At 64.3% G+C, this 20,531-nt stretch carries 19 protein-coding genes and 1 tRNA gene; 19 read left to right on the top strand and 1 reads right to left on the bottom strand.

The features are described 5' to 3' along the window. The first annotated feature begins 1 nt into the window (after position 1). The 19 genes from NFR87_RS07690 (at position 2) to NFR87_RS07600 (ending at position 20,311) form a co-directional block, all read left to right on the top strand. The gene (locus tag NFR87_RS07690) at positions 2 to 2,083 is read left to right on the top strand and encodes a U32 family peptidase (protein WP_251448645.1); all 2,082 of its coding nucleotides are present in this window, start codon (positions 2 to 4) and stop codon (positions 2,081 to 2,083) included. A gap of 1 nt (position 2,084) precedes the next feature. Beyond that, on the top strand, positions 2,085 to 2,570 hold the full coding sequence (gene dut, locus NFR87_RS07685) for a dUTP diphosphatase (protein ID WP_251448643.1): 486 nt from the start codon (positions 2,085 to 2,087) through the stop codon (positions 2,568 to 2,570). A gap of 3 nt (positions 2,571 to 2,573) precedes the next feature. Further along, positions 2,574 to 3,158, top strand: coding sequence for a Maf family protein (locus NFR87_RS07680; RefSeq protein ID WP_251448642.1), 585 nt, complete (start codon positions 2,574 to 2,576; stop codon positions 3,156 to 3,158). Positions 3,159 to 3,197: 39 nt separating this feature from the next. After that, positions 3,198 to 4,052 carry a rod shape-determining protein MreC gene (mreC, locus tag NFR87_RS07675; protein WP_251448640.1) on the top strand — a complete coding sequence of 285 codons (855 nt, stop codon included), beginning with the start codon at positions 3,198 to 3,200 and terminating at the stop codon, positions 4,050 to 4,052. Positions 4,053 to 4,083: 31 nt separating this feature from the next. Beyond that, positions 4,084 to 4,599, top strand: coding sequence for a rod shape-determining protein MreD (locus NFR87_RS07670; RefSeq protein WP_251448638.1), 516 nt, complete (start codon positions 4,084 to 4,086; stop codon positions 4,597 to 4,599). An 11-nt stretch (positions 4,600 to 4,610) separates the two neighbouring features. Then, positions 4,611 to 6,707 carry a penicillin-binding transpeptidase domain-containing protein gene (locus NFR87_RS07665; protein WP_251448637.1) on the top strand — a complete coding sequence of 699 codons (2,097 nt, stop codon included), beginning with the start codon at positions 4,611 to 4,613 and terminating at the stop codon, positions 6,705 to 6,707. 29 nt (positions 6,708 to 6,736) lie between these two features. Further along, positions 6,737 to 8,572 (top strand): glycoside hydrolase family 13 protein, encoded by a 1,836-nt coding sequence (locus NFR87_RS07660; protein WP_251448634.1) that lies wholly within the window; start codon positions 6,737 to 6,739, stop codon positions 8,570 to 8,572. A 94-nt stretch (positions 8,573 to 8,666) separates the two neighbouring features. Then, positions 8,667 to 9,284, top strand: coding sequence for an S-layer homology domain-containing protein (locus NFR87_RS07655; RefSeq protein WP_251448632.1), 618 nt, complete (start codon positions 8,667 to 8,669; stop codon positions 9,282 to 9,284). 115 nt (positions 9,285 to 9,399) lie between these two features. Next, positions 9,400 to 9,852 (top strand): MarR family winged helix-turn-helix transcriptional regulator, encoded by a 453-nt coding sequence (locus tag NFR87_RS07650; protein WP_251448630.1) that lies wholly within the window; start codon positions 9,400 to 9,402, stop codon positions 9,850 to 9,852. 160 nt (positions 9,853 to 10,012) lie between these two features. Next, positions 10,013 to 11,128, top strand: coding sequence for a putative glycoside hydrolase (locus tag NFR87_RS07645; RefSeq protein ID WP_251448628.1), 1,116 nt, complete (start codon positions 10,013 to 10,015; stop codon positions 11,126 to 11,128). Positions 11,129 to 11,330: 202 nt separating this feature from the next. Then, positions 11,331 to 11,645, top strand: coding sequence for a hypothetical protein (locus tag NFR87_RS07640; RefSeq protein ID WP_251448626.1), 315 nt, complete (start codon positions 11,331 to 11,333; stop codon positions 11,643 to 11,645). A 1-nt stretch (position 11,646) separates the two neighbouring features. Next, positions 11,647 to 13,596: a V-type ATP synthase subunit I gene (locus tag NFR87_RS07635; RefSeq protein WP_251448624.1), complete on the top strand. Its 1,950-nt coding sequence runs from the start codon at positions 11,647 to 11,649 to the stop codon at positions 13,594 to 13,596. Between the two features lie 13 nt (positions 13,597 to 13,609). Continuing rightward, entirely contained in the window at positions 13,610 to 14,137 is a 528-nt protein-coding gene (locus tag NFR87_RS07630; protein WP_251448623.1) for a V-type ATP synthase subunit K, read from the top strand. Between the two features lie 22 nt (positions 14,138 to 14,159). Beyond that, positions 14,160 to 14,852 (top strand): V-type ATP synthase subunit E, encoded by a 693-nt coding sequence (locus tag NFR87_RS07625; protein ID WP_251448622.1) that lies wholly within the window; start codon positions 14,160 to 14,162, stop codon positions 14,850 to 14,852. 27 nt (positions 14,853 to 14,879) lie between these two features. Then, positions 14,880 to 15,869 (top strand): V-type ATPase subunit, encoded by a 990-nt coding sequence (locus NFR87_RS07620; protein WP_251448621.1) that lies wholly within the window; start codon positions 14,880 to 14,882, stop codon positions 15,867 to 15,869. Continuing rightward, complete coding sequence (locus NFR87_RS07615) at positions 15,862 to 16,176, top strand: V-type ATP synthase subunit F (protein ID WP_251448620.1); 315 nt, start codon at positions 15,862 to 15,864, stop codon at positions 16,174 to 16,176. The genes NFR87_RS07620 and NFR87_RS07615 overlap by 8 nt, the downstream gene beginning before the upstream one ends. A gap of 232 nt (positions 16,177 to 16,408) precedes the next feature. Continuing rightward, on the top strand, positions 16,409 to 18,184 hold the full coding sequence (locus NFR87_RS07610; RefSeq protein WP_251448619.1) for a V-type ATP synthase subunit A: 1,776 nt from the start codon (positions 16,409 to 16,411) through the stop codon (positions 18,182 to 18,184). Beyond that, positions 18,181 to 19,572: a V-type ATP synthase subunit B gene (locus NFR87_RS07605; RefSeq protein ID WP_251448618.1), complete on the top strand. Its 1,392-nt coding sequence runs from the start codon at positions 18,181 to 18,183 to the stop codon at positions 19,570 to 19,572. The genes NFR87_RS07610 and NFR87_RS07605 overlap by 4 nt, the downstream gene beginning before the upstream one ends. Before the next feature lie 25 nt (positions 19,573 to 19,597). Further along, a complete protein-coding gene (locus NFR87_RS07600) occupies positions 19,598 to 20,311 on the top strand; it encodes a V-type ATP synthase subunit D (protein WP_251448617.1) in 714 nt (237 codons plus the stop codon). Between the two features lie 48 nt (positions 20,312 to 20,359). Here NFR87_RS07600 and NFR87_RS07595 read toward each other — a convergent pair. Continuing rightward, positions 20,360 to 20,435 (bottom strand) — tRNA-Gly (locus tag NFR87_RS07595). Positions 20,436 to 20,531 lie beyond the last annotated feature (96 nt).

The raw sequence follows: 20,531 nt of genomic DNA, 5'->3' as shown, positions 1-20,531 counted from the left end.
GATGCTGGAGCTTTTGGCCCCCGCCGGCTCCAGAGAGGCTCTGGAGGCCGCCGTACAAAATGGGGCGGACGCGGTCTATCTGGGCTTTGGCGACTTCAACGCCCGCCGCAACGCCAAAAATTTTACCGAGGCGGACTTCGCCTCGGCGGTCTCCTATTGCCATCTGCGGGGCGTCAAGGTCTATCTGACACTGAATACCCTCCTCACTGACCGGGAGCTGCCCCTGGCCGCCCAATTGGCGGCCAGGGCCTCTCAGCTGGGGGCGGACGCCGCCCTCATTCAGGACTTGGGCGTGCTGCGGGTTCTACGGCAGGCCGCTCCCGACCTGCCCCTCCACGCCTCCACCCAAATGACCGTCCACTCTCTGGACGGGGTGAAGCTGTGCGCCGATCTGGGGCTGAAACGGGCGGTGTTGTCCCGGGAGCTGCCGGAAAAGGAGATCGAGTATATCTGCACCCACTCCCCCATCGAGATCGAGGTTTTCGGGCATGGGGCCCTGTGCATGTGCTACTCCGGCCAGTGCTTCTTCTCCGCCGTGGTGGGACAGCGCAGCGGTAACCGGGGCCTGTGCGCCCAGCCCTGCCGGATGAAATACGGCTGGGGCGGCAGGCCGGACGGCTATCCCCTGTCCCTGAAAGATGCCTGTCTCATCGACAAGCTGCGCCAGCTCCGGAAGATGGGAGTGGCCTGCCTGAAGCTGGAGGGGCGGATGAAGCGGGCGGAGTATGTGGCGGTCATCACCCGCATCTACGCCACCGTTCTCAAAGAAGACCGTCTGCCCACGGAGCAGGAGCTTCAGGATCTGGAGGCCGCCTTCTCCCGCCAGGGCTTTACCCAGGGCTATTTTGACGACAAAACGGGCCCGGAGATGTTCGGCGTGCGGCCGGAGAAGGCTCCGGAGCCCAAGGAGCTTTTCGCCCAGGCCCGGCAGACCTATCTGGGCCAGGAAGCCCCACTGGTGGACGTGCGCTTTTACGCCATGGTTCGGAAGGGGGAGCCGCTGCAGGTGGCGGTGGAGGACGAGGACGACCGGGTGGTCACCGCCGCCGGGGCCGTGCCCGAGGCCGCCATTACCCACCCCATCACCGTAGAGCAGGTGGAAAAACAGCTCTCCCGCACCGGGGGCACCCCCTACCGCTGCCTGGGGACAAAGGCCCTGGTGGAGGAGGGACTCAGCGTCCCCCTGTCCGCCCTCAATGCCCTGCGGCGGCAGGTGCTGGAGGAGCTGTCCCTCCAGCGGCAGACCCTGCCCCAGCGGCGGGTGGGCCAGTTCCACCCCGGCGCACGGTACGAAAATCCCAGCCAGAGCCCCGCCCTCACCGTCTCCGTGCGCAAAGCCGCCCAGGTGAGCCCGGAACTGCTGCGGCTGAGCCCCGCCATCGTCTATATCCCCGCCCAGGAGCTGGCCGATCATCCGGAATGTCTGACGGGCCTTGGCCGGGACACGGCAGTGGGGGTCATTCTCCCCCGCATCCTCTGGGACAGAGAGCTTGACCAGGTGACCGCGCAGCTGAAAAAGTGCCGGGAGCTGGGGTGCACCGAGGCGCTGGTGGGCACCTACGGCCTTTTGGCCCCGGCGAGAAAACTGGGATACACCCTTCGTGGGGACTACGGCCTGCCCGTTTTCAACGCCCAGGCCCTAAAGGAGCTCAAGCGGCTGGGGCTCCAGTCCGCCACCGCCAGCTTCGAGCTGAAGCTGGCCCAGATCCGGGACATGTCCAAGGCCATCCCGGTGGAGGTTCTGGTCTACGGACGTCTGCCCCTGATGATCACAGAGAACTGCATCATCAAAAACCGCGCCGGCCGGTGCGCCTGTGAGGGGGAAAATATCCTCACTGACCGAAAGGGAGAGCGGTTCCCGGTGGTGAAGGCTCCGGGCTGCCGCAGCGAGATCCTGAACAGCCGCAAGCTTTTCCTGGCGGACAAGCCGGAGTGGCAGCAGTGCGGCCTGACCTACGCCCGGCTGAGCTTCACCACGGAAAACCCCTGGGAGTGCGTCCAGGCCCTGGAACGGTACCTGGGCCGGAGCCAGTGGGCTCCGGCGGAGTTCACCCGGGGACTCTACTATCGAGGAGTGGAATGACATGGAGCTAAAGATAAAAGCCCTCTCTCCCAAGCTTGGGAAGGAGATCGAATATCCCTCCTACGCCACCGCCGGCTCCGCCGGGATGGATCTGCGGGCCTGCATCGACGCGCCCCTCACCCTCCCCGGCCAGACCGTCCTGCCCAAGCCCGTGGGCAGAGTGGCCGCCTGCCGGGTGAAGGTGCCCACCGGCCTGGCCGTGGCCATCCCGGAGGGCTATGTGGGCCTCATTTTCGCCCGCTCGGGCCTGGCCACCAAATTCGGCGTCGCCCCCGCCAACTGCGTAGGGGTCATTGACAGCGACTACCGGGGAGAGGTCATTGTGGGCCTTTCCAATCACAGCGGGGAGGACTACGTGATACAGCCGGGAGAGCGCATCGCCCAGCTGGTACTCATGCCCATCGTTCAGGCCGGCATCACCGTGGTGGACGACCTGGATGACACGCAGCGCGGAACCGGCGGCTTCGGCTCCACGGGAAGGGGCTGAACCATGGACATCGTTTTGGCCTCCCAGTCTCCCCGGCGGCAGGAGCTTTTGAAGCAGATGGGCCTTACCTACCGCGTCCACGCCGTGGACATTGACGAGCACATGGAGCGCTCCCTGGCCCCGGGCCAGCTGGTGGAGGCCATTTCCCGGGAGAAAGCCGCGGCCTGCGCCGCCTTAGAGGGCCCGGAGCCCCTCATCATCGCCGCCGACACGGTGGTGGCGTGGAACGACCAGGTGCTGGGCAAGCCCGCCGACCCGGCCGACGCCTGCCGGATGCTCCGGGCGCTGTCGGGACAGACCCACACGGTCTTTACCGGCTTCACCGTCCGCCGGGGCGAAGGGGCCGTCACCCGCAGCGAGCGCACCGAGGTGACCTTCCGCGCCCTTACCGAGGCGGAGATCTCCGCCTACGTCCGCACCGGAGAGCCTATGGACAAGGCCGGCGCCTACGGCATCCAGGGCCTTGGCTCCCTGCTGGTAGAGGGCATCCGGGGCGATTACTTCAACGTGATGGGCCTGCCCATCTGCGCCCTGGGGCTGCACCTGAGGGAATTTGGGGTAAACTGTCTCACCGGAACAGAAAAATGACGCGCCGACTGAAAAATATCGTTTGGAGATAAATTGCCTGTGAAAGACTTTCTCAAGCAAAACGGAATACTGATCCTGGTCATCGCCCTGCTGCTGGGACTCATCACGGCGGTGGTCTCCTTCACCTTCGGCGGCATTGCCAACCCCTTCGCCAACCTGGCCGGGGTGGTGGCCACCCCCTTCCGCAACGGCATCCACGCCTTTGTCACCTGGACGGAGGGCGTGTACTCCGACGCCTTTGAGCGCCAGGCCATCGCCGAGGAGCTGGAGGCCCTGAAGCAGGAAAACGCCCAGCTGCGGGAGCAGGCCCGGGAGGGCGAGGCCGCCAGCCGGGAGAACGACCGGCTGCGCAACCTGCTGGGGCTGAAAGAAAAGCGGCGCAGCTTCCAGCTCGAGTCCGCCACCGTCACCGCCCGGGGGATCTCCAACTGGTCGTCCACCCTCACGGTGAACAAGGGCTCCGCCCAGGAGGTGGCCGCGGGGGACTGCGTGATCGATGAGTACGGCAACCTGGTGGGGGTCATCGACCAGGTGGGGCTCAACTGGTCCACCCTCATCACTGTGGTGGACGTGGATCTGGAGATGGGCGGGCTCATCTCCCGCACCGACGGGGCCGCCATTTTGGAGGGGGACTTCTCCCTCATGGGCGACGGGAAGCTGAAGCTGACCTATCTCCCCGAGGGGGTACAGCTCCTGGCGGGGGACGCCGTCCTCACCTCCGGCCTTATCTCCGGGGACAAGGCCAGCTACCCCTCCCGGCTGCTGGTGGGCTATGTGGAGGAGGTTCGCACCGACGCAAGCGGCATGAGCGATTACGCCGTACTCGTTCCCGCCACCCAGCTGGAGAGCTTGGAGCAGGTATTCATCATCAAGGATTTCGACGTGGTGGACTAAGGCGCGCCGCGCACAGAAAGGAGGCCGGGACATGACCACCAAGGACTTTACCATCAAATGGCTGGCGTACGCCCTGGCCCTGCTGCCGGTGTGGTTCATCAACGCCTTTCTCCTCTCCGGGCTGCCCTTTTGGGGCGTGATCCCCATGCTTTTGCCCCTGTGCGCCGTGGCGGTGGCCACCCTGGAGGGCGCCACCGCCGGGGCCGGCTTTGGGCTGGCGGTGGGTGTTTTGTATGACGCCGTCACCTTAGAGGGCCTTCCCGGCGCCATGACCTTTCTCATGGCCCTGCTGGGGCTGGGGACGGGCCTGCTGGCCCAGTACGTCCTGCGGCAGGATCTGGTGGGCTGCCTGATCTGTTCCGCCCTGGCTCTGGCCGCCATCGACGTCATGCGCATCGGCACACGGCTTCTGAATGGCGCCGCACCTCTGGAGGCCATGGCTTTGGTCGCGGGGAAGGAAATTTTGTGGAGCCTGTGCTTCGTGCCCTTCATTTATCTGCTGTTTCGCTGGGTATTCCGCCGGGTGCCCAAGGCCACCGTACTATGAGGGAGAACGTTATGGAGGGAAAACAGTTCCTGCGCCGCTCCCGGGTGGTATTGATGATCCTGGGCGCCATTTTGGCCGTCTTTGTTTGGGCCCTTTACGATCTGCAGGTGGTGCAGGGGGCCTACTACCGGGAGCAATCCACCCGGAAGATTGCCAACACCGAGACGGTACAAGCCGCCCGGGGAGAGATCTTAGACCGTTACGGCCGGCCTCTGGTGACCAACCGGGCCAGCTATCAGGTGACGCTGGACGCCAACCTGATGGGAGACACCCAAAAGCGCAACGCCACCCTCCTCTCTCTTTTGGAGGTCTGCGCCGAGCAGGGGCAGAGCTGGAGCGACACCCTGCCCATTACCGCCAAGCCCCCCTTCCGTTTCACCGCTGACGAGCCCTTCCAGATCCACTGGGAGGACGAGGAGGGGCAGGTCAACATCTCGGACACCCGGCTTTTCCAGCTGGCCAAGACCCTGCGGCTGCGCAGCGTCACCGCCGATTCCTCGGCGGAGGAGACCGTGGCGGCCCTGCGGACATATTTTGAAGTGGATGCGTCGCTGGATGAGACCCAGGGCCGGGCCCTGGTGGGAGTGCTCTACGAGTTGACCCTCCGCTCCAAGGACGTGGTACGCACCGGGTACGTTTTCACCGAGGATGTGGACATCGCCTTCATCACCGCGGTGAAGGAGCGGGGCCTGGCGGGGGTGAAGATCGACACCGTCACCGTCCGGGAATACGCCACCGCCTCCGCCGCCCATCTGCTGGGCCAGGTGGGAGCCATCACCGCGGAGAACTGGGACTACTACCGGGAAAAGGGCTACTCCATGAACGACACCGTGGGCATCGACGGTGCGGAGCAGGCCTTTGAAGACATCCTCCGGGGCACCCCCGGCGTGAAGGATGTGGAGCTCAACCAGAACGGCAAGGTGGTGGGGGAAAGCTGGCACGTCAACAGCGAGACCGGGGAAGTCCAGACCCCCCAGCCGGGGGACAACCTGATGCTGACGGTGGATATCCGCCTTCAGGAGATGGTGGAGGAGGCCCTGGAGCGCTACGTCCCTGGCATGACCGACGAGACCGAGGGGGCGGCCTGCGTCATCACCGACATGACCGGCGGGGTGCTGGCCTGCGCCTCCTATCCCTCCTTTGATCCGGCCACCTACCGCAAAAACTACAACGACCTGGCGGAGGATCCCCTGACGCCCATGCTCAACCGGGCTCTTCAGGGCCTCTACGCCCCCGGCTCCACCTTTAAGATGGCGGTGGCGGCAGGCGCGCTGGAGGAGGGCGCTATCACCCGCACAGAGAAGATCCAGGACACGGGCCGTTACAAGCACTACGAGCGCATCGAGGATCAGCCCATGTGCTGGTACTACCGGCAATACGGCGGCACCCACGGCTGGGTCAATGTATCCGAGGCCATCCGGGACTCCTGCAACGTGTTTTTCTACGAGACCGGCCTGCGGCTGGGCATTGACAAGATCGACCAGTACGCCTCCCTTTTCGGCTTGGGAAAGACCACGGGGCTGGAGCTCTATGAGGAGGCGGGCGAGGTGGCCGGCCCGGAGACCAGCCAGCGCCATGAGCAGCCCTGGTATGAGGGGGACACCATGTACGCCGCCATCGGCCAGGGCAACACCAAGGTGACCCCCATCCAGCTGGCCAACTATGTCTCCACCCTGGTCAATGGCGGGCACCACTACCCCACCCATCTGAAGAAGACCGTAAAATCCAATGACTTCTCCCAGGTAGTGGAGGAATACCAGCCGGTGGTCTTGGACGAGATCGGCCTGGATGAGGATAACCTGGCCGCCATCAAGCAGGGGATGGGCATGGTGGCCAGCGAGGGCTCTGTGGCCTGGTACTTCAACGACCTTCCGGTAAAGGTGGGCGCCAAGACGGGAACCGCCCAGGTCTCCCGCAACAGCGAGGCCCACGCCATTCTGGTGGCCTTCGCCCCTTACGACGACCCGGAGATCGCCATCTCCATCGTGGTGGAGCACGGCGGCTCGGGTACCGCGGTGGCCGCCATTGCCGCCGAGATCCTGGACAACTATTTCTCCTCCCGGGACGTGATGGACGCCCCGGTGGTGGAAAATACCATGGCCCGTTGAGCGAGCCTGGGCAGAAAGAGTGATACGCCTTGCAGATTGACGATACACAGTACTGGTTCGACCCCGGCGACGTGAAATACAAGGCCCCCTATGGGGCCGTCCCCTCGGGCACTTCGGTGCGCTTTACCCTGCGGCCCAAACGCGCCGGGTCTTTTGTCCGGGCCACGCTCACCGCCCGGTGGGAGTTCGACGCAGACCGCTCCACCCAGCTGTCTCTGCCCTGGACAGGGCTGGACGGGGAATACGACCTCTTTTCCGCCGATCTGGAGCTGGGGGACTATGTGGGTCTCATCTGGTATTCCCTCCGCCTGGAGCGGTGGGACGGCAGCGGGGTGGATACGCCGCTTTACCAGCTCACGGTCTATGACGGAAGGGAATCCGTCCCCGGCTGGTTCGGGGAGGGCGTCAGCTATCAGATCTTCCCCGACCGGTTCTGCCGCCTCACCGTCCCCGACCCCGCCGGCATGGTGGGCGGGCGAACGGTACATCAGGGCTGGGAGGAGGAGCCGGAATACCGGCCCGACAAAAAGGGGGAGATCCGCAACCGGGACTTCTTCGGCGGGAGCCTGCCCGGCGTGACGGAAAAGCTGCCCTACCTGAAGGCCCTGGGTGTGGAGACCCTCTACTTCTGCCCCATCTTTGAAGCCCCGGAAAACCACCGCTACGGGGCGGCGGACTATGAAAAGATCGACCCCATGCTGGGCACGGGGGAGGATTTTACCCGCTTGTGCCAAAAGGCCCACGAGCTGGGGATGCGGGTAATGCTGGACGGTGTGTTCAACCACACCGCCTTCGTCTCCAGATATTTCAACGGCGACGGCTTTTATCCCGGCCCCGGCGCCTGCCAGAGCGAGAGTTCTCCCTACCGGGACTGGTTCTGCTTTCAGCACTGGCCCGACCGGTACATCTCCTGGTGGGGCATCTACTCTCTGCCCACCACCAACAAAAGCAGCGAGAGCTGGCTTTCCTACATCACAGGGGAAAACGGCATCATCCGCTCCTGGCTCCGGGCGGGGGCCGACGGCTGGCGGCTGGACGTGGCGGATGAGCTGCCCGACAGCGTGGTACACGCCATCCACACCGCCGCCCGGGCGGAGAAGGACGATGCGGTCATCATCGGCGAGGTGTGGGAGGACGCCTCCAACAAGATCGCCTATGATGTGCGCCGCCATCACGTTCTGGGCGGCCACTGCGACGGAGTGATGAACTATCCCCTGCGAAGCGCCCTTATCCGCTTTCTGCTGGGGGGCGACGGGGCCTGGTTCCAGACCGATATGGAGCGGCAGCGGCAAAATTATCCCCGCTGGGCCTTCTACTCCGCCATGAACTCCCTGGGCACCCACGACACGCTGCGCATTCTCACCCTGCTGGGAGAGGGAAGCGACCGGAAGGACGACACCTCCCGGGACTGGCGGGCAGGCAGCCGACTGACCCCGGAGCAGCGCGCCCTGGCCGCCCGGCGGCTGAGGCTGGGCTCTCTGCTCCTCTACGCCTTCCCCGGCTCTCCCACCCTCTATTACGGAGATGAGGCGGGGATGGAGGGCTTTGAGGATCCCTTCAACCGCCGCACCTATCCCTGGGGCCGGGAGGACAAGGCTATGATCGCCTGGTTCACCGCCCTGGGCAAGGCCCGGGGGGAGCTGGCGCCTCTGCGCCGGGGGGAGCTGGAATGGCTGGAGTGCCGGGGCAGAACGGTGTCCTTCCTCCGAAGGCTGGGGGCAGAGCGGATCGTGGCCGCCGTGAACGCCGGGGAGCGCCCCGCCGCGGTGGAGCTGCCCGACGGCCAGCGGCTACGGCTGGAGCCCATGGAGGGCAAGCTGCTGCGGTGGGAGGAAGAGCGCCTGACCGAGCTGCTGGGCGCCTGAGAAATTTTTCCTGTGTCAAATTTTGACATCAGCACTTTTCAATTTCCCCATTTCGTGGTACCCTATTGATATCTCCCGTTAGAAGGTGATCGCTATGAAGCTCAAACGCATTTTTGCCGCCCTTTTATGCGGGGCGTATCTCCTCTCCTCTTCCGCTCTGGCTCTTGAGAACCCATATGTGGACGTCACGGGCGAGGAGTGGTTTGCCGAGGCCGCTTTGGAAATGACCGAGCTGGGCGCCATGACCGGCGTCTCCGGCAATGAGTTCGGCCCCTACGAGCCGGTGACGAGGGCCACGGTAGTAACGGTGCTGTGGCGGCTGTTCGGCGCGCCGGAAGCCAACACCGAAGAGTCCTTCCCCGATGTGGAGGACACCTGGTACGTCACCGCCGCCGCCTGGGCCAAGGCCACCGGCCTGGCCGGGGGCTATGAGGACGGCTCCTTCGGCGGCGAGGACTACATCACCAGGGAACAGCTGGCCGTGTTCCTCTACCGCTACGCCGCCCTGTCCGGGCAGTCCATCGCCTCCGGGGCGCTGGGGCTTTTTACCGACGCCGACCAGATCTCTGACTGGGCCGCCGATGCGGTGCGCCACACGGTGGGCGCGGGCATCCTCCAGGGGGACGAGGGGTGGTTCCACCCCCAGCTCACCGCCAACCGGGCGACCTTGGCCGTCACCCTGCAGCGGATGCTCACCCCCGCGGCGGGATAATTGTGACCAGTTTGGAAACATTTTGTGAAACCTTTCTTATCCCGCTTGACGGAAGAGGCTTTTTTGAGATATGCTTCCTTCAAGGCCGGAATCAGGCGAAAAGGAAGGTTTTATGATGGATCGTATCTTAATGTATTACCTCCGGGTGAGTCAACATCTCTCCCAGCAGTTCAGAACCCACCTGGGAAAGCTGGAGCTGACCTTTCCCCAGGCCCTGGCGCTTAGCACCCTCAACGATCAGGGCCCCATGCCCATCAGCAAGCTGGCGGAGCTCACCGGCAGCGCCAATTCCACCATCTCCGGGGTCGTCGACCGGCTGGAGAGGCTGGGGCTGGCCAAGCGTAAGCGCTCGGAGCTGGATCGACGGGTGATCTATGTGGAGGCCACGGAGAAATACCGGCGCCTGCAAGACCGGGCAGAGGCCGGCGTCAACGAGTACTTCGACCAGCTGCTCGCCGCCCAGCTCACCGACGGGGAGCGGAAAACCGTTGCTGAGGGCCTCCAGCTTCTGGACAAGGCCCTTACCGCCGGAGAAGAGGAAGCCGCTGGAAAAAAGAGCAAAAAGTGAAAGAAATGTGAAAAAAGCAAATTTTCTCTTCCAAATTTAATATTTTGTGATATAATGGCCCCGAACGGCTATTATAGTTATAAATCCTACGATATCACAGCCGTTTTCGGCTGTGATATTTCTTATCCCGCGAAACTTCCGAAAAAAGGAGCTGAGGCGTTTGAGATCCACATACGGCTATGACTCGTACCGGGGCCGCTCCAAGACCCGCACCGTCCTGATGGCCCTCATCGTCATCCTGCTCATCGTGCTCGTCCTGGCCGTGGCCGCCTTCTTCCTGCTTCAAGACCGGGTCTACTACGGCGACGACGGCAAGGCCCACATTGACCTGCCCTCCTTCCTTCAGCGGGCGGAGGCTGAGCCTACCCCCCACCCTGTCCAGAGCCAGGATGTGGTCATCGTCACCCCGGAACCCACGCCGGAGCCCACCGCGCAGCCTCTTTTCTATCCGGTGGCTCTGCCCCGCGGCGCCCTCACCGACGGCACCGCCCAGGCGCAGATGGAGGCGGCCGGAGGCAACGCCCTCCTCTTCGATATGAAGGATGACGAGGGCACTCTGGGCTATGTCTCCGACCTGCCCCAGGCCATCTCCGCCGGGGCCTCCGCCGCCACGCCCGGCCTGAACGAGGCCATCCGGACGCTCAACGGCACCGAGGGGCTCTACACCGTGGCCCGGGTGGCCTGCTTCCGGGACAACCTGACCCCCAAAATGAACAACACCCTGGCCCTCCGCTCCCCCATCGGCAACTGGCGGGACAAGGAGGTCGTACGCTGGCTCAGCGTGGGGGTGCCCGCCGCCAGGGACTATGTCTCCGGGGTCTGCCGGGAGCTGGCGGAGCTTGGCTTTGACGAAATTTTGCTGGACTATGCCGGCTTCCCCACTGCCCTGGACGGCGATCTGGGCAATCTGGTGGTGGGAGAGCGGTATGATCCCGCAGACCTCTCCTCCGCAGTGGAGGAGTTCTGCCAGGAAGTGCGTCAGGCCCTGGAGGACTACCCCGACGTGAAGCTGGCCGTCTCCGTCTCCGCCGGTCTGTTCGCCGGGGAGGGGGACGAGAGCGGACAGAGCCTGGAGCTGGTGGGCCTCTATGCCGACCGGGTCTATCTCCCCGGCCCCCAGGACGCCGCCGCTGCCCGGGCCTATGCCCAGTCCCAGGAGCAGCTGGGCGAGGATATGCCCGCGCCGGTATTTACCACGGCGGCCTATGAAAACGAATCCCCTGCCATCTCCTTTCTGCCTTTGGGCGGCGGAAGCATCCTCCAGCCCGGGGCGTGAGATAAAACGTCTTCCCATGACAAACGCTGGTTTCCAATCCGTTTGGAAACCGGCGTTTTGTGCTTTTTCTACAAAAATGTCCATGAAGAAATATGTAAAAATGCAAATTGAACTTGAATTAAACTCCCCATTCGGGTATGATAGATGATGCAAACATTCCCAATGTGATCCACCATTTTTCACGCAAAAAGGCGGTGAGACGATGTCTATGGACGCAATCAAGCAGGTGGCCGACAGCGAGCAGCAGGCCAAGGAGCGGCTGGCGCAGGCCCAGACGGAGGCCAAGGCTCTGGTGGAGCAGGCCCGCAGGGACGGCGAGACCGCTCTGGAGCAGGCCAAAAAGGCCGCTCAGGATCAGGCCAGGGCCTTACTGGCCCAGGCTGAGACCCTCGGTGGGGAGAAGACCCGCCAGATCCTGGCCGAGTATGAGACCGACTGCCAGGCCCTGAAGGAACGCTCCCGGGCCAGGCTGGATAAGGCCGCTGAAGTGATCGTCGGAAAGGTCGTGAGAGGCTGAAATGTCCATCGTAACCATGAAACGGCTGCGGCTCATCGCCCTTCAGTCCGATCGGGAGGCCATCTTCAACGGCCTCCAGCGGCTGGGCTGCGTGCAGGTGGACGAGTCCACGCCGGAGCCGGGCGACCCTCTCTTTGAGACCCTGCGCCGGCCGGACGCCTCGGCCCTTTCCGCCGCCAGAGAGCGGCTGGAGCTGGGCGGGCAGGCTCTGGAGCTTCTGAAGCGCTACAGCGGCGAAAAGTCGGGTGGGCTTACCCCCCGGCCCGAGGTCAGCGCCGGGCAGTTCTTTGATGACGAGGCCTACGCCAGGACGGAGGAGACGGCCCGGCAGCTGCGTGCCCTTCAGCAGGAGCTCACCGCCCTGACCGCTGAGCAGGCCAAGCTCCAAAACCAGCGCGCCGCGCTGCAGCCCTGGCTGGAGCTGGACGTGCCTCTGGACACCGCCTCTACCCAGGCGGTGAGCGCTCTTTTCGGCTCTATCCCCGCCGCCGGGTCGCTTGACGAGCTCGCCGAAGCGCTGGGCCAGGCCGGGCAGCTTTGCGCCCTCACCCCGGCGGGGAAGGACGCCGGCCTTCAATATCTCTTCCTGCTGTGCCACAAAAGCGTGGAGGGGGAGGTCATGGAAGTCCTCCAGCGCTGGGGCTTTACCCGGACGGTCTTCCGGGATCTGACGGGCACCGCCGGGGACAATGACCTGCGCCTGCAAAAAGCCCTGAAGGAAAACGACGCCAAGGCTCAGGCCCTCACTGAACAGATCGCCGGGGCCGGGGATCAGGCCCAGGCTTTGAAGCTCTTTACCGACCGCGCCCGGCAGGAAGTCCGCCGGGAGGAGGCCAAGAGCCGCCTGTGGGACACGGGGGAGAGCTTCTTCCTCTCCGGCTGGTTCCCCGCTGAGGACGAAGGACGGGTCAAGGCGCTGCTGGACAGCTTCCCCTACGCCTGGGAGGTCACCGACCCCACGGAGGAGGAGTATCCCCAGGTGCCGGTGAAGCTGAAAAACGGCAAGCTCACCTCCCCCATGAGCATGGTCACAGAGATGTATTCTCTGCCCGCTTACGGCTCGGTGGATCCCAATCCCCTGATGGCCCCCTTCTTCATCCTGTTCTACGGGATGATGATGGCGGACATGGGCTACGGCATCGTAATGATGCTGGTGTCCATCCTCTCCATCAAGCTCTTGAAGCCCAAGGGCCCCACCGTGCGGCACATGATGCCCCTGCTGGGCCTGTGTGGCGTGAGCACCTTCATCTGGGGGGCCCTGACCGGCGGCTTCTTCGGCGACCTGTTGCCCCAGATGGCCATGCTCATCGACCCCAACACCACCTTTACCCAGATGCCGGCCCTGTTCTCCCCTTTGGATGATGCGGTGCCGGTGCTCATCGGCTCCCTGATCCTGGGCGTGTGCCAGATCTTTGTGGGCATGGCCGTGAGCATGTACCGAAAGATCAAGCAGGGAGAGGTGATGGCCGCCCTGTGCGGCGAGGGCGCCTGGTACCTGGTGTTCGTCCTGGCGGGCGTCGCCGCGGCGGGCGTCATCTCCGTCAATACGGCCCTGATCGCCATCCTGATCCTGCTGGTTCTCACCCAGGGCTACGGTAAGAAGGGCCTTGTGGGAAAGCTGGTGGGCATCGGCGGCTCTCTCTACAATAACATCACCGGTTATTTCAGCGACATTTTGTCCTATTCCCGCCTTATGGCCCTCATGCTGGCCGGGGCAGTGGTGGCCCAGGTGTTCAACCAGCTGGGCGCCATGACGGGAAATGTGGTGGCCTTTTTCATCATCGCCATGATCGGCAACGCCCTGAACTTTGCCCTTAATGTCCTGGGCTGTTACGTCCACGACATGCGCCTTCAGTGTCTGGAGTTCTTCGGCCGGTTCTATGAAGACGGCGGACGGGCCTTCCAGCCTTTGGATATCTCCACACAGTATGTTGACATAGTCAATCAATAAGGAGGAACTAACAATGGATCTCACTCAAATGGTACAACTGCAGCAGAGCCTGACCTTCCTGGGCTCCATCGGCGGCCTGGCCCTGGCTTTGCTGGGCGCCGGCCTGGCGGTCGGTCTTTCCTGTGTCGGCTCCGCCAAGGGCACCGGCATCGCCGGCGAGGCGGGCACCGGCCTGCTCAGCGAGGATCCCTCCAAGTCCGGTAAGGTCATGGTGCTTCAGCTGCTGCCCGGCACCCAGGGGCTCTACGGCATGGTGGTGTTCTTCTTCGCCATCGCCCGCATGGGCCTGATGGGCGGCGACTTTACCGCCCTGCTGAACATGACCACCCAGCAGGGCATGGCCTATTTTGTGGCCTGCATGCCCATGGCGCTGGGCGGACTTCTCTCCGCCATCGCCCAGGGCCGGGTGGCCGCCGGCTCCATCAACATCCTGGCCAAGAAGCCCGACGACTGGTCCAAGGGCCTTCTGCTGTGCGGCATCGTGGAGTTCTACGCCATTTTGTCCCTGTTGGCCTCCATGCTGATGCTCCTGCAGTTCTGATCCCACAGGAAGGGGATTTCATATGAACGGATTGGATCAAATCAAAGCGCGCATTGCCGCTGACGCCCAGGCCCAGGCCGACGGCCTCCTGGCCGAGGCCAAAGCGCAGGCCCAGGCCATCCGGGCCGACTATGACCGTCAGGCTCAGGCCCTCGCCCAAACCATTCTGGAAAAGGGGGAGCGGGACGCCGCCGAGCAGGTCAGACGTATGGAAAACATGGCCGCTCTGGAGGGGCGCAAGCAGATCCTCGCCACCAAGCAGGAGATGCTCTCCCTGGCCTTCGACAAGGCCCTGGAGCAGCTGTTGAGCCTGCCGGAGGAGACATATGTGGACTTGCTCAGCGACCTGTGCGTCAAGGCCGCCGTCACCGGCCGGGAGGAGGTGCTCTTCTCCAAGGCCGACCGGGACAAGGCGGGCAAAAAGGTGGTGGCCAGGGCCAACGAAAAGCTGGCCAAGCAAGTGGCCCCTAAGCTCCCTGACGAGCTTACCGGCTCTGCCGCCGGGGCCATTCTGGACAAAGTCGTCACCGCCGGCAGCGCCCTTTTGGCGGGCACCGGACAGCTCACCGTATCGGAGCAGACCCGGCCCATCCGGGGCGGCTTTATCCTGGCGGGCGAGGGCGTGGAGGTCAACTGTGCCTTTGAGACTTTGGTGCGCCTGTCCCGCGCCGGACTGGAGCAGGAGGTCGCCGCCATCCTCTTTGACGGGCCCTGAGCGGCTCCGCCGGGAAAGGAGAACGCTTTGAAAGATACCGATTATCTCTCCATCTCCGCCTGGATCCGGGCCATGGAAAACCGGCTGCTCACCAGAGAGCGCCGGGAGCGGATGCTGGAGGCCCGAACCGACGAGGAGTGCGCCAAGGTCATCACCGAGTGCGGCTACGCCGAGCCCGAGGGCCTGTCCGCCCCCGCCGTCAACGCCGTGCTGTCCAAGGCCAGGGTGGAGTTGTTTCAGGAATTGAGGGACGCCGTACCCCAGCGCGCGCTGGTGGAGGTGTTCCAGATCAAGTACGACTACCATAACGCCAAGGCCCTGCTCAAGGCCGAGGCTCTGGGAGAGGACGCCGCGCGGCTGCTCATGGCCGGTGGGCGGTATGACCCCCACGCCTTGGCGGAGGCTTATCACCGGGGCGACCTGGACGCCGTGAGCCCCGTCTTCCGCAAGGCAGTGGAGGCGGCGGGCGCCCTCCTCACCGAGCGGCGGGATCCCCAGCGCGCCGACCTGATCCTGGATCGGGCCTGCTACGCCGAGATGACCCAGGCCGCCAAGGACAGCGGAAGCCCCTTCCTTCAGGGCTATGTGCGCCTGTGCGTGGACGCGGTGAACCTTCGCGCCGCCGTGCGCTGCGCCCGGATGGGCGCCGGAGCCGAGCTTTTGGGGGAGAGCCTGCTGGAGGGCGGGAACGTCTCCCCGGCCGCCGTGGCTGCCGCCAAGGGTGGGGAGCTGGCCAAGCCCTTTGCCGCCTCCCCGCTGGAGAGCGCGGCCCAACTGGGCACGGCCCTTACCGCCCCCGACTCCGGCAGCCTCACCGCCTTTGAGCGCGCCTGCGACGACGCCCTCACCGCCTACCTCTCCCAGGCCAGGCGGGTGGCCTTTGGGGAGCAGCCAGTGGTGGGCTACCTGTGTGCCCGGGAGGCGGAGGCCACCGCCATCCGCACCATCTTCTCCGGCCGCCAGGCGGGCATGAAGGCCGAGGCCATCCGAGAAAGGCTGCGTGAGAGCTATGTCTGAGTATAAGATCGCCGCTCTGGGCGACAGGGACAGCGTCCTGGGCTTCCGCGCCCTGGGGCTGGAGGTTTTCCCCGCCGAGGATGTGGAGCAGGCCAAGGCCACCCTTCGCCGGCTGGCCAAGGAAAACTATGCCATCATCTATCTCACCGAGGGCTACGCCAAGGACATGGGCCCTGAGATCGCCCGGTATAAAGACGCCCTCACCCCCGCCGTCATCCTCATTCCGGGGAAAGAGGGCTCTCTGGGCATCGGCATGGAAAATGTGAAGACCGCGGTGGAACGGGCCGTGGGCGCGGATATTCTGTAAGCGTGGAGCAAGGGGCTGCGAGGGAGCTTGGACTGGAGCGAAGCCGAGCGTAGGGCCGCCTGCGGCCCGAAGACCAGGCTGAGTCGGAGGGACTGCCCAGCCGTTGGGAGCGAAGCGACCTTACGGATGGGGCGTGCCCCTTGCGGGTAAAGCGACCGAGCGGTCAGCCCCTTGCGGCGCGTGATATGGCTTTTTATAGGAAAGATACCTTTCAAGAAAGAAGGTTGAAAATTTGAGCGGAAAAGTTGTGAAGGTCTCCGGCCCGCTGGTGGTGGCCACCGGCCTCAGCGACGCCAACATGGCCGACGTGGTGCGGGTGGGCCCCCAGCGGCTCATTGGCGAGATCCTGACCATGAACGGCGACTCGGCCTCCATCCAGGTCTACGAGGAGACTTCCGGCCTGGGCCCCGGCGCCGACGTCATCACCACCGGCGCCCCCCTCAGCGTGGAGCTGGGCCCCGGCATGATCGAGAACATCTACGACGGCATCCAGCGGCCCTTGGAGGAGATCGTCAAGGCCGCCGGCGCCAGCATCACCCGGGGCATCGAGCTGCCCGGCCTGAACCGGGAGAAAAAGTGGGCCTTCACCCCCACGGTGAAGGCGGGAGACAAGGTGGTGGGCGGCGACGTCATCGGCACTGTGCCCGAGACCGTCTCCGTCCTCCACAAGATCATGGTGCCCCCCCGCCTGCGGGGCGAGATCCTCTCCATCCAGGCTGGGGAGTACACCGTCACCGAGCCGGTGGGTATTCTGCTGGACGAAAAGGGAGAGCGCCACGAGCTGAAGCTGATGCAGACCTGGCCGGTGCGTGTGGGCCGGCCCTATAAGCACAAGTATCCCCCCAAGACCCCCCTGCTCTCCGGCCAGCGCATCGTGGACGCCCTGTTCCCCGTGGCCAAGGGCGGCACCGCCGCTATCCCCGGACCCTTCGGCTCCGGCAAGACGGTGATGCAGCACGCTCTGGCCAAGTGGTCTGATGTGGATATCGTCATCTACATCGGCTGCGGCGAGCGCGGCAATGAGATGACCGACGTGCTCCGGGAGTTCCCCGAGCTGGTGGATCCCCGCAACGGCGAGCCGCTGATGAAACGCACGGTGCTCATCGCCAACACCTCCGATATGCCCGTGGCCGCCCGGGAGGCGTCCATCTACACCGGCATCACCATTGCCGAGTATTTCCGGGATATGGGCTACGACGTGGCCGTCATCGCCGACTCCACCTCCCGCTGGGCCGAGGCGCTCCGGGAGATGTCCGGCCGGTTGGAGGAGATGCCCGGCGAGGAGGGCTACCCCGCCTACCTGTCCTCCCGCCTGAGCCAGTTCTACGAACGCGCCGGCGTAGTGGAGTGCATGGGTTCCGACAACGCGCGCCGGGGCTCCCTCACCGCCGTGGGCGCCGTGTCTCCTCCCGGCGGCGACCTCTCTGAGCCGGTGAGCCAGGCCACCATGCGCATCGTCAAGGTCTTCTGGGCTCTGGACGCCTCTCTGGCCTACCGGCGGCACTTCCCCGCCATCAACTGGCTCAACTCCTACTCCCTGTACCTGGACTCCCTGAAGAGTTGGTACGACGAGAACCTGGGGCCCCAGTTCATGCAGAACCGGGACAAGGCCATGGCTATCCTTCAGGAGGAGGCCAACCTCAATGAGATCGTCCAGCTGGTGGGCAAGGATTCCCTGTCCCCGGGCGACCAGCTCACCCTGGAGACCGCCAAGATGCTCCGGGAGGATTTCCTGCAGCAAAACGGCTTTTTGGAGGTGGACTGGTATTCCAGCTACGAGCGTCAGGACAAGATGCTCCAGATGATCCTGGATTACGACAAGCTCTGCCGTTCCGCCATCGCCAAGGGGGCCCGGGTGACCGACCTGTTCGAGATCCCCTTCCGGGAGAAGATGGGCCGGGCCAAAACGGTGCCCGACGAGGCGTTCCCCACGGTTTACGCCGACATGGCCCGTGAGATGACCGAGCAGATCGACCAGGCCGTGGTGAAGGGAGGCGAGGACGCATGATTCGTGAATACAAGACCATTCAGGAGGTCAACGGCCCCCTGATGATGGTGCGCAAGGTGCAGGGCGTCACCTACGACGAGCTGGGAGAGATCGAGCTGCCCAATGGCGACATCCGCCACTGCAAGGTGCTGGAGGTCAACGGCGAAAATGCCGTCGTCCAGCTCTTCGAGCCCTCTGCCGGCATCAACCTGGCCGACTCCAAGGTGCGCTTTTTGGGCCACCCTCTTCAGCTGGGCGTGTCCTCCGAGATGCTGGGCCGGGTCTTCAACGGCATGGGAGCGCCCATCGACGGCGGCCCTGATATCCTGCCCGACGAGTACCGGGACATCAACGGCCTGCCCATGAACCCCGCTGCCCGGGACTATCCCAACGAGTTTATCCAGACCGGCATCTCCGCCATCGACGGTCTGAACACCCTGGTGCGCGGCCAGAAGCTGCCCATCTTCTCCGGCTCCGGCCTGCCCCACGCCGCTCTGGCGGCCCAGATCGCCCGGCAGGCCAAAGTGCTGGGGGACGAGGGGGCCAACTTCGCCGTGGTCTTCGCCGCCATCGGCATCACCTTTGAGGAGTCCAACTTCTTCGTGGAGGAGTTCCGCCGCACCGGCGCCATCGACCGCACCGTACTCTTTACCAACCTGGCCAATGACCCCGCCGTGGAACGGATCGCCACCCCCCGGATGGCCCTCACCGCCGCGGAATACCTGGCCTTTGAGAAGAACATGCACGTGCTGGTCATCCTCACCGACATCACCAACTATGCCGAGGCCCTGCGGGAGATCTCCGCGGCCAAGAAGGAAGTGCCCGGCCGCCGGGGCTACCCCGGCTATCTCTACACCGACCTGGCCACCATGTATGAGCGGGCGGGCCGGCAGCTGGGCAAGGCGGGTTCCATCACCATGATCCCCATCCTCACCATGCCCGAGGACGACAAGACCCACCCCATCCCCGACCTGACGGGCTATATCACCGAGGGGCAGATCATTCTGAGCCGGGAGCTGTTCCGCAGGGGCGTCAATCCCCCCATCGACGTGCTGCCCTCCCTGAGCCGTCTGAAGGACAAGGGCATCGGCGAGGGCAAGACCCGGGCCGACCACTCCGGCGTACTCAACCAGCTCTTCGCCGCCTACTCCACCGGTAAGGAGAACAAGGAGCTGATGAGCATCCTGGGCGAGGCGGCTCTCAGCCCCACCGACCTTCTCTACGCCAAGTTTGCCGACCAGTTCGAGCAGCGCTATGTCTCCCAGGGCCCCGACGAAAACCGCTCCATTGAAGAGACTCTGACCTTGGGCTGGGAGCTGCTGAGCATCCTGCCCAGGGCGGAGCTGAAGCGGATCAAGACGGAGTTCATTGACGCCTACCTCCCCAGCGGCGAAGCCGCTAAGGGATGACCGGCTCAAAAAGGAGGACTAAACCATGCCCGCTTTGAACGTGAATCCCACCCGCATGGAGCTGACCCGGCTCAAGGGGCGGCTGCGCACCGCCAGCCGGGGCCACAAGCTCCTCAAGGACAAGCGGGACGAGCTGATGAAGCAGTTCATGGACGTGGTGCGGGAGAACCGCACCCTGCGCCGGAAGGTGGAGGAGGGCCTGACCCGGGCCAACACCGCCTTTGCCGCCGCATCGGCGGTCATGTCCCCGGAAATGCTGGAGCAGGCCATCCTCTACCCCAGGGAGTCAGTCTGCCTGGAAATGGGCTTCCAGAACGTTATGAGCGTCAATGTGCCCGTCTATACCTTCCACACCACCGGGAGCGCGGAGGGCTCCGCCGCCCCCTACGGCTTTGCCGCCACCAGCGGCGAGCTGGACGACGCGGTGGAGGCTCTGGGCGAGGTCTTCCGGGATATGCTCCGCCTGGCGGAGATCGAAAAGACCTCCCAGCTTTTGGCCCAGGAGATCGAGAAGACCCGCCGCCGGGTCAACGCGCTGGAATATGTGAAGATCCCCCAGATGGAGGAGACCATCAAGTATATCACCATGAAGCTGGACGAAAATGAGCGCTCCAGCACCATTCGCCTGATGAAGGTGAAGGATATGCTCCTCAAGGAGGCCATCGAGGAGCGGCGGGAGGAGACCGAGGAGGCTATGCGAACCTTCGCTGATGCCGATCCCGGCCCCACGCAGGTGTAAAAGCACGAAAGAAAAACAGGTCATCCCATAAGGGATGACCTGTTTTTTTGGAGCGGGCAACGAGGCTCGAACTCGCTACCTCCACCTTGGCAAGGTGGCGCTCTACCAGATGAGCTATGCCCGCACGTCAGAACGGTTACGCTCCGTTTCGTTTCGGCCTATGGCCAAAACTTCACATCCGCTGAACCGTTCTTCCTCTCCCCACCAAATCGTTTCACGA

It is taken from the genome of Vermiculatibacterium agrestimuris (assembly GCF_943193085.1).
Taxonomy (GTDB): domain Bacteria; phylum Bacillota; class Clostridia; order Oscillospirales; family Oscillospiraceae; genus Vermiculatibacterium; species Vermiculatibacterium agrestimuris.
Note: the sequence above shows the minus strand (reverse complement) of the source record. Positions and strands in the feature narration are given on the sequence as shown.

Excerpts from the sequence above, each read along its gene's own strand:
- NFR87_RS07690 (WP_251448645.1), top strand. The coding sequence starts at position 2 with ATGCTGGAGCTTTTGGCCCCCGCCGGCTCCAGAGAGGCTCTGGAGGCC.
- dut (WP_251448643.1), top strand. The coding sequence starts at position 2,085 with ATGGAGCTAAAGATAAAAGCCCTCTCTCCCAAGCTTGGGAAGGAGATC.
- NFR87_RS07680 (WP_251448642.1), top strand. The coding sequence starts at position 2,574 with ATGGACATCGTTTTGGCCTCCCAGTCTCCCCGGCGGCAGGAGCTTTTG.
- NFR87_RS07670 (WP_251448638.1), top strand. The coding sequence starts at position 4,084 with ATGACCACCAAGGACTTTACCATCAAATGGCTGGCGTACGCCCTGGCC.
- NFR87_RS07665 (WP_251448637.1), top strand. The coding sequence starts at position 4,611 with ATGGAGGGAAAACAGTTCCTGCGCCGCTCCCGGGTGGTATTGATGATC.
- NFR87_RS07655 (WP_251448632.1), top strand. The coding sequence starts at position 8,667 with ATGAAGCTCAAACGCATTTTTGCCGCCCTTTTATGCGGGGCGTATCTC.
- NFR87_RS07650 (WP_251448630.1), top strand. The coding sequence starts at position 9,400 with ATGGATCGTATCTTAATGTATTACCTCCGGGTGAGTCAACATCTCTCC.
- NFR87_RS07640 (WP_251448626.1), top strand. The coding sequence starts at position 11,331 with ATGTCTATGGACGCAATCAAGCAGGTGGCCGACAGCGAGCAGCAGGCC.
- NFR87_RS07635 (WP_251448624.1), top strand. The coding sequence starts at position 11,647 with ATGTCCATCGTAACCATGAAACGGCTGCGGCTCATCGCCCTTCAGTCC.
- NFR87_RS07630 (WP_251448623.1), top strand. The coding sequence starts at position 13,610 with ATGGATCTCACTCAAATGGTACAACTGCAGCAGAGCCTGACCTTCCTG.
- NFR87_RS07625 (WP_251448622.1), top strand. The coding sequence starts at position 14,160 with ATGAACGGATTGGATCAAATCAAAGCGCGCATTGCCGCTGACGCCCAG.
- NFR87_RS07615 (WP_251448620.1), top strand. The coding sequence starts at position 15,862 with ATGTCTGAGTATAAGATCGCCGCTCTGGGCGACAGGGACAGCGTCCTG.
- NFR87_RS07605 (WP_251448618.1), top strand. The coding sequence starts at position 18,181 with ATGATTCGTGAATACAAGACCATTCAGGAGGTCAACGGCCCCCTGATG.
- NFR87_RS07600 (WP_251448617.1), top strand. The coding sequence starts at position 19,598 with ATGCCCGCTTTGAACGTGAATCCCACCCGCATGGAGCTGACCCGGCTC.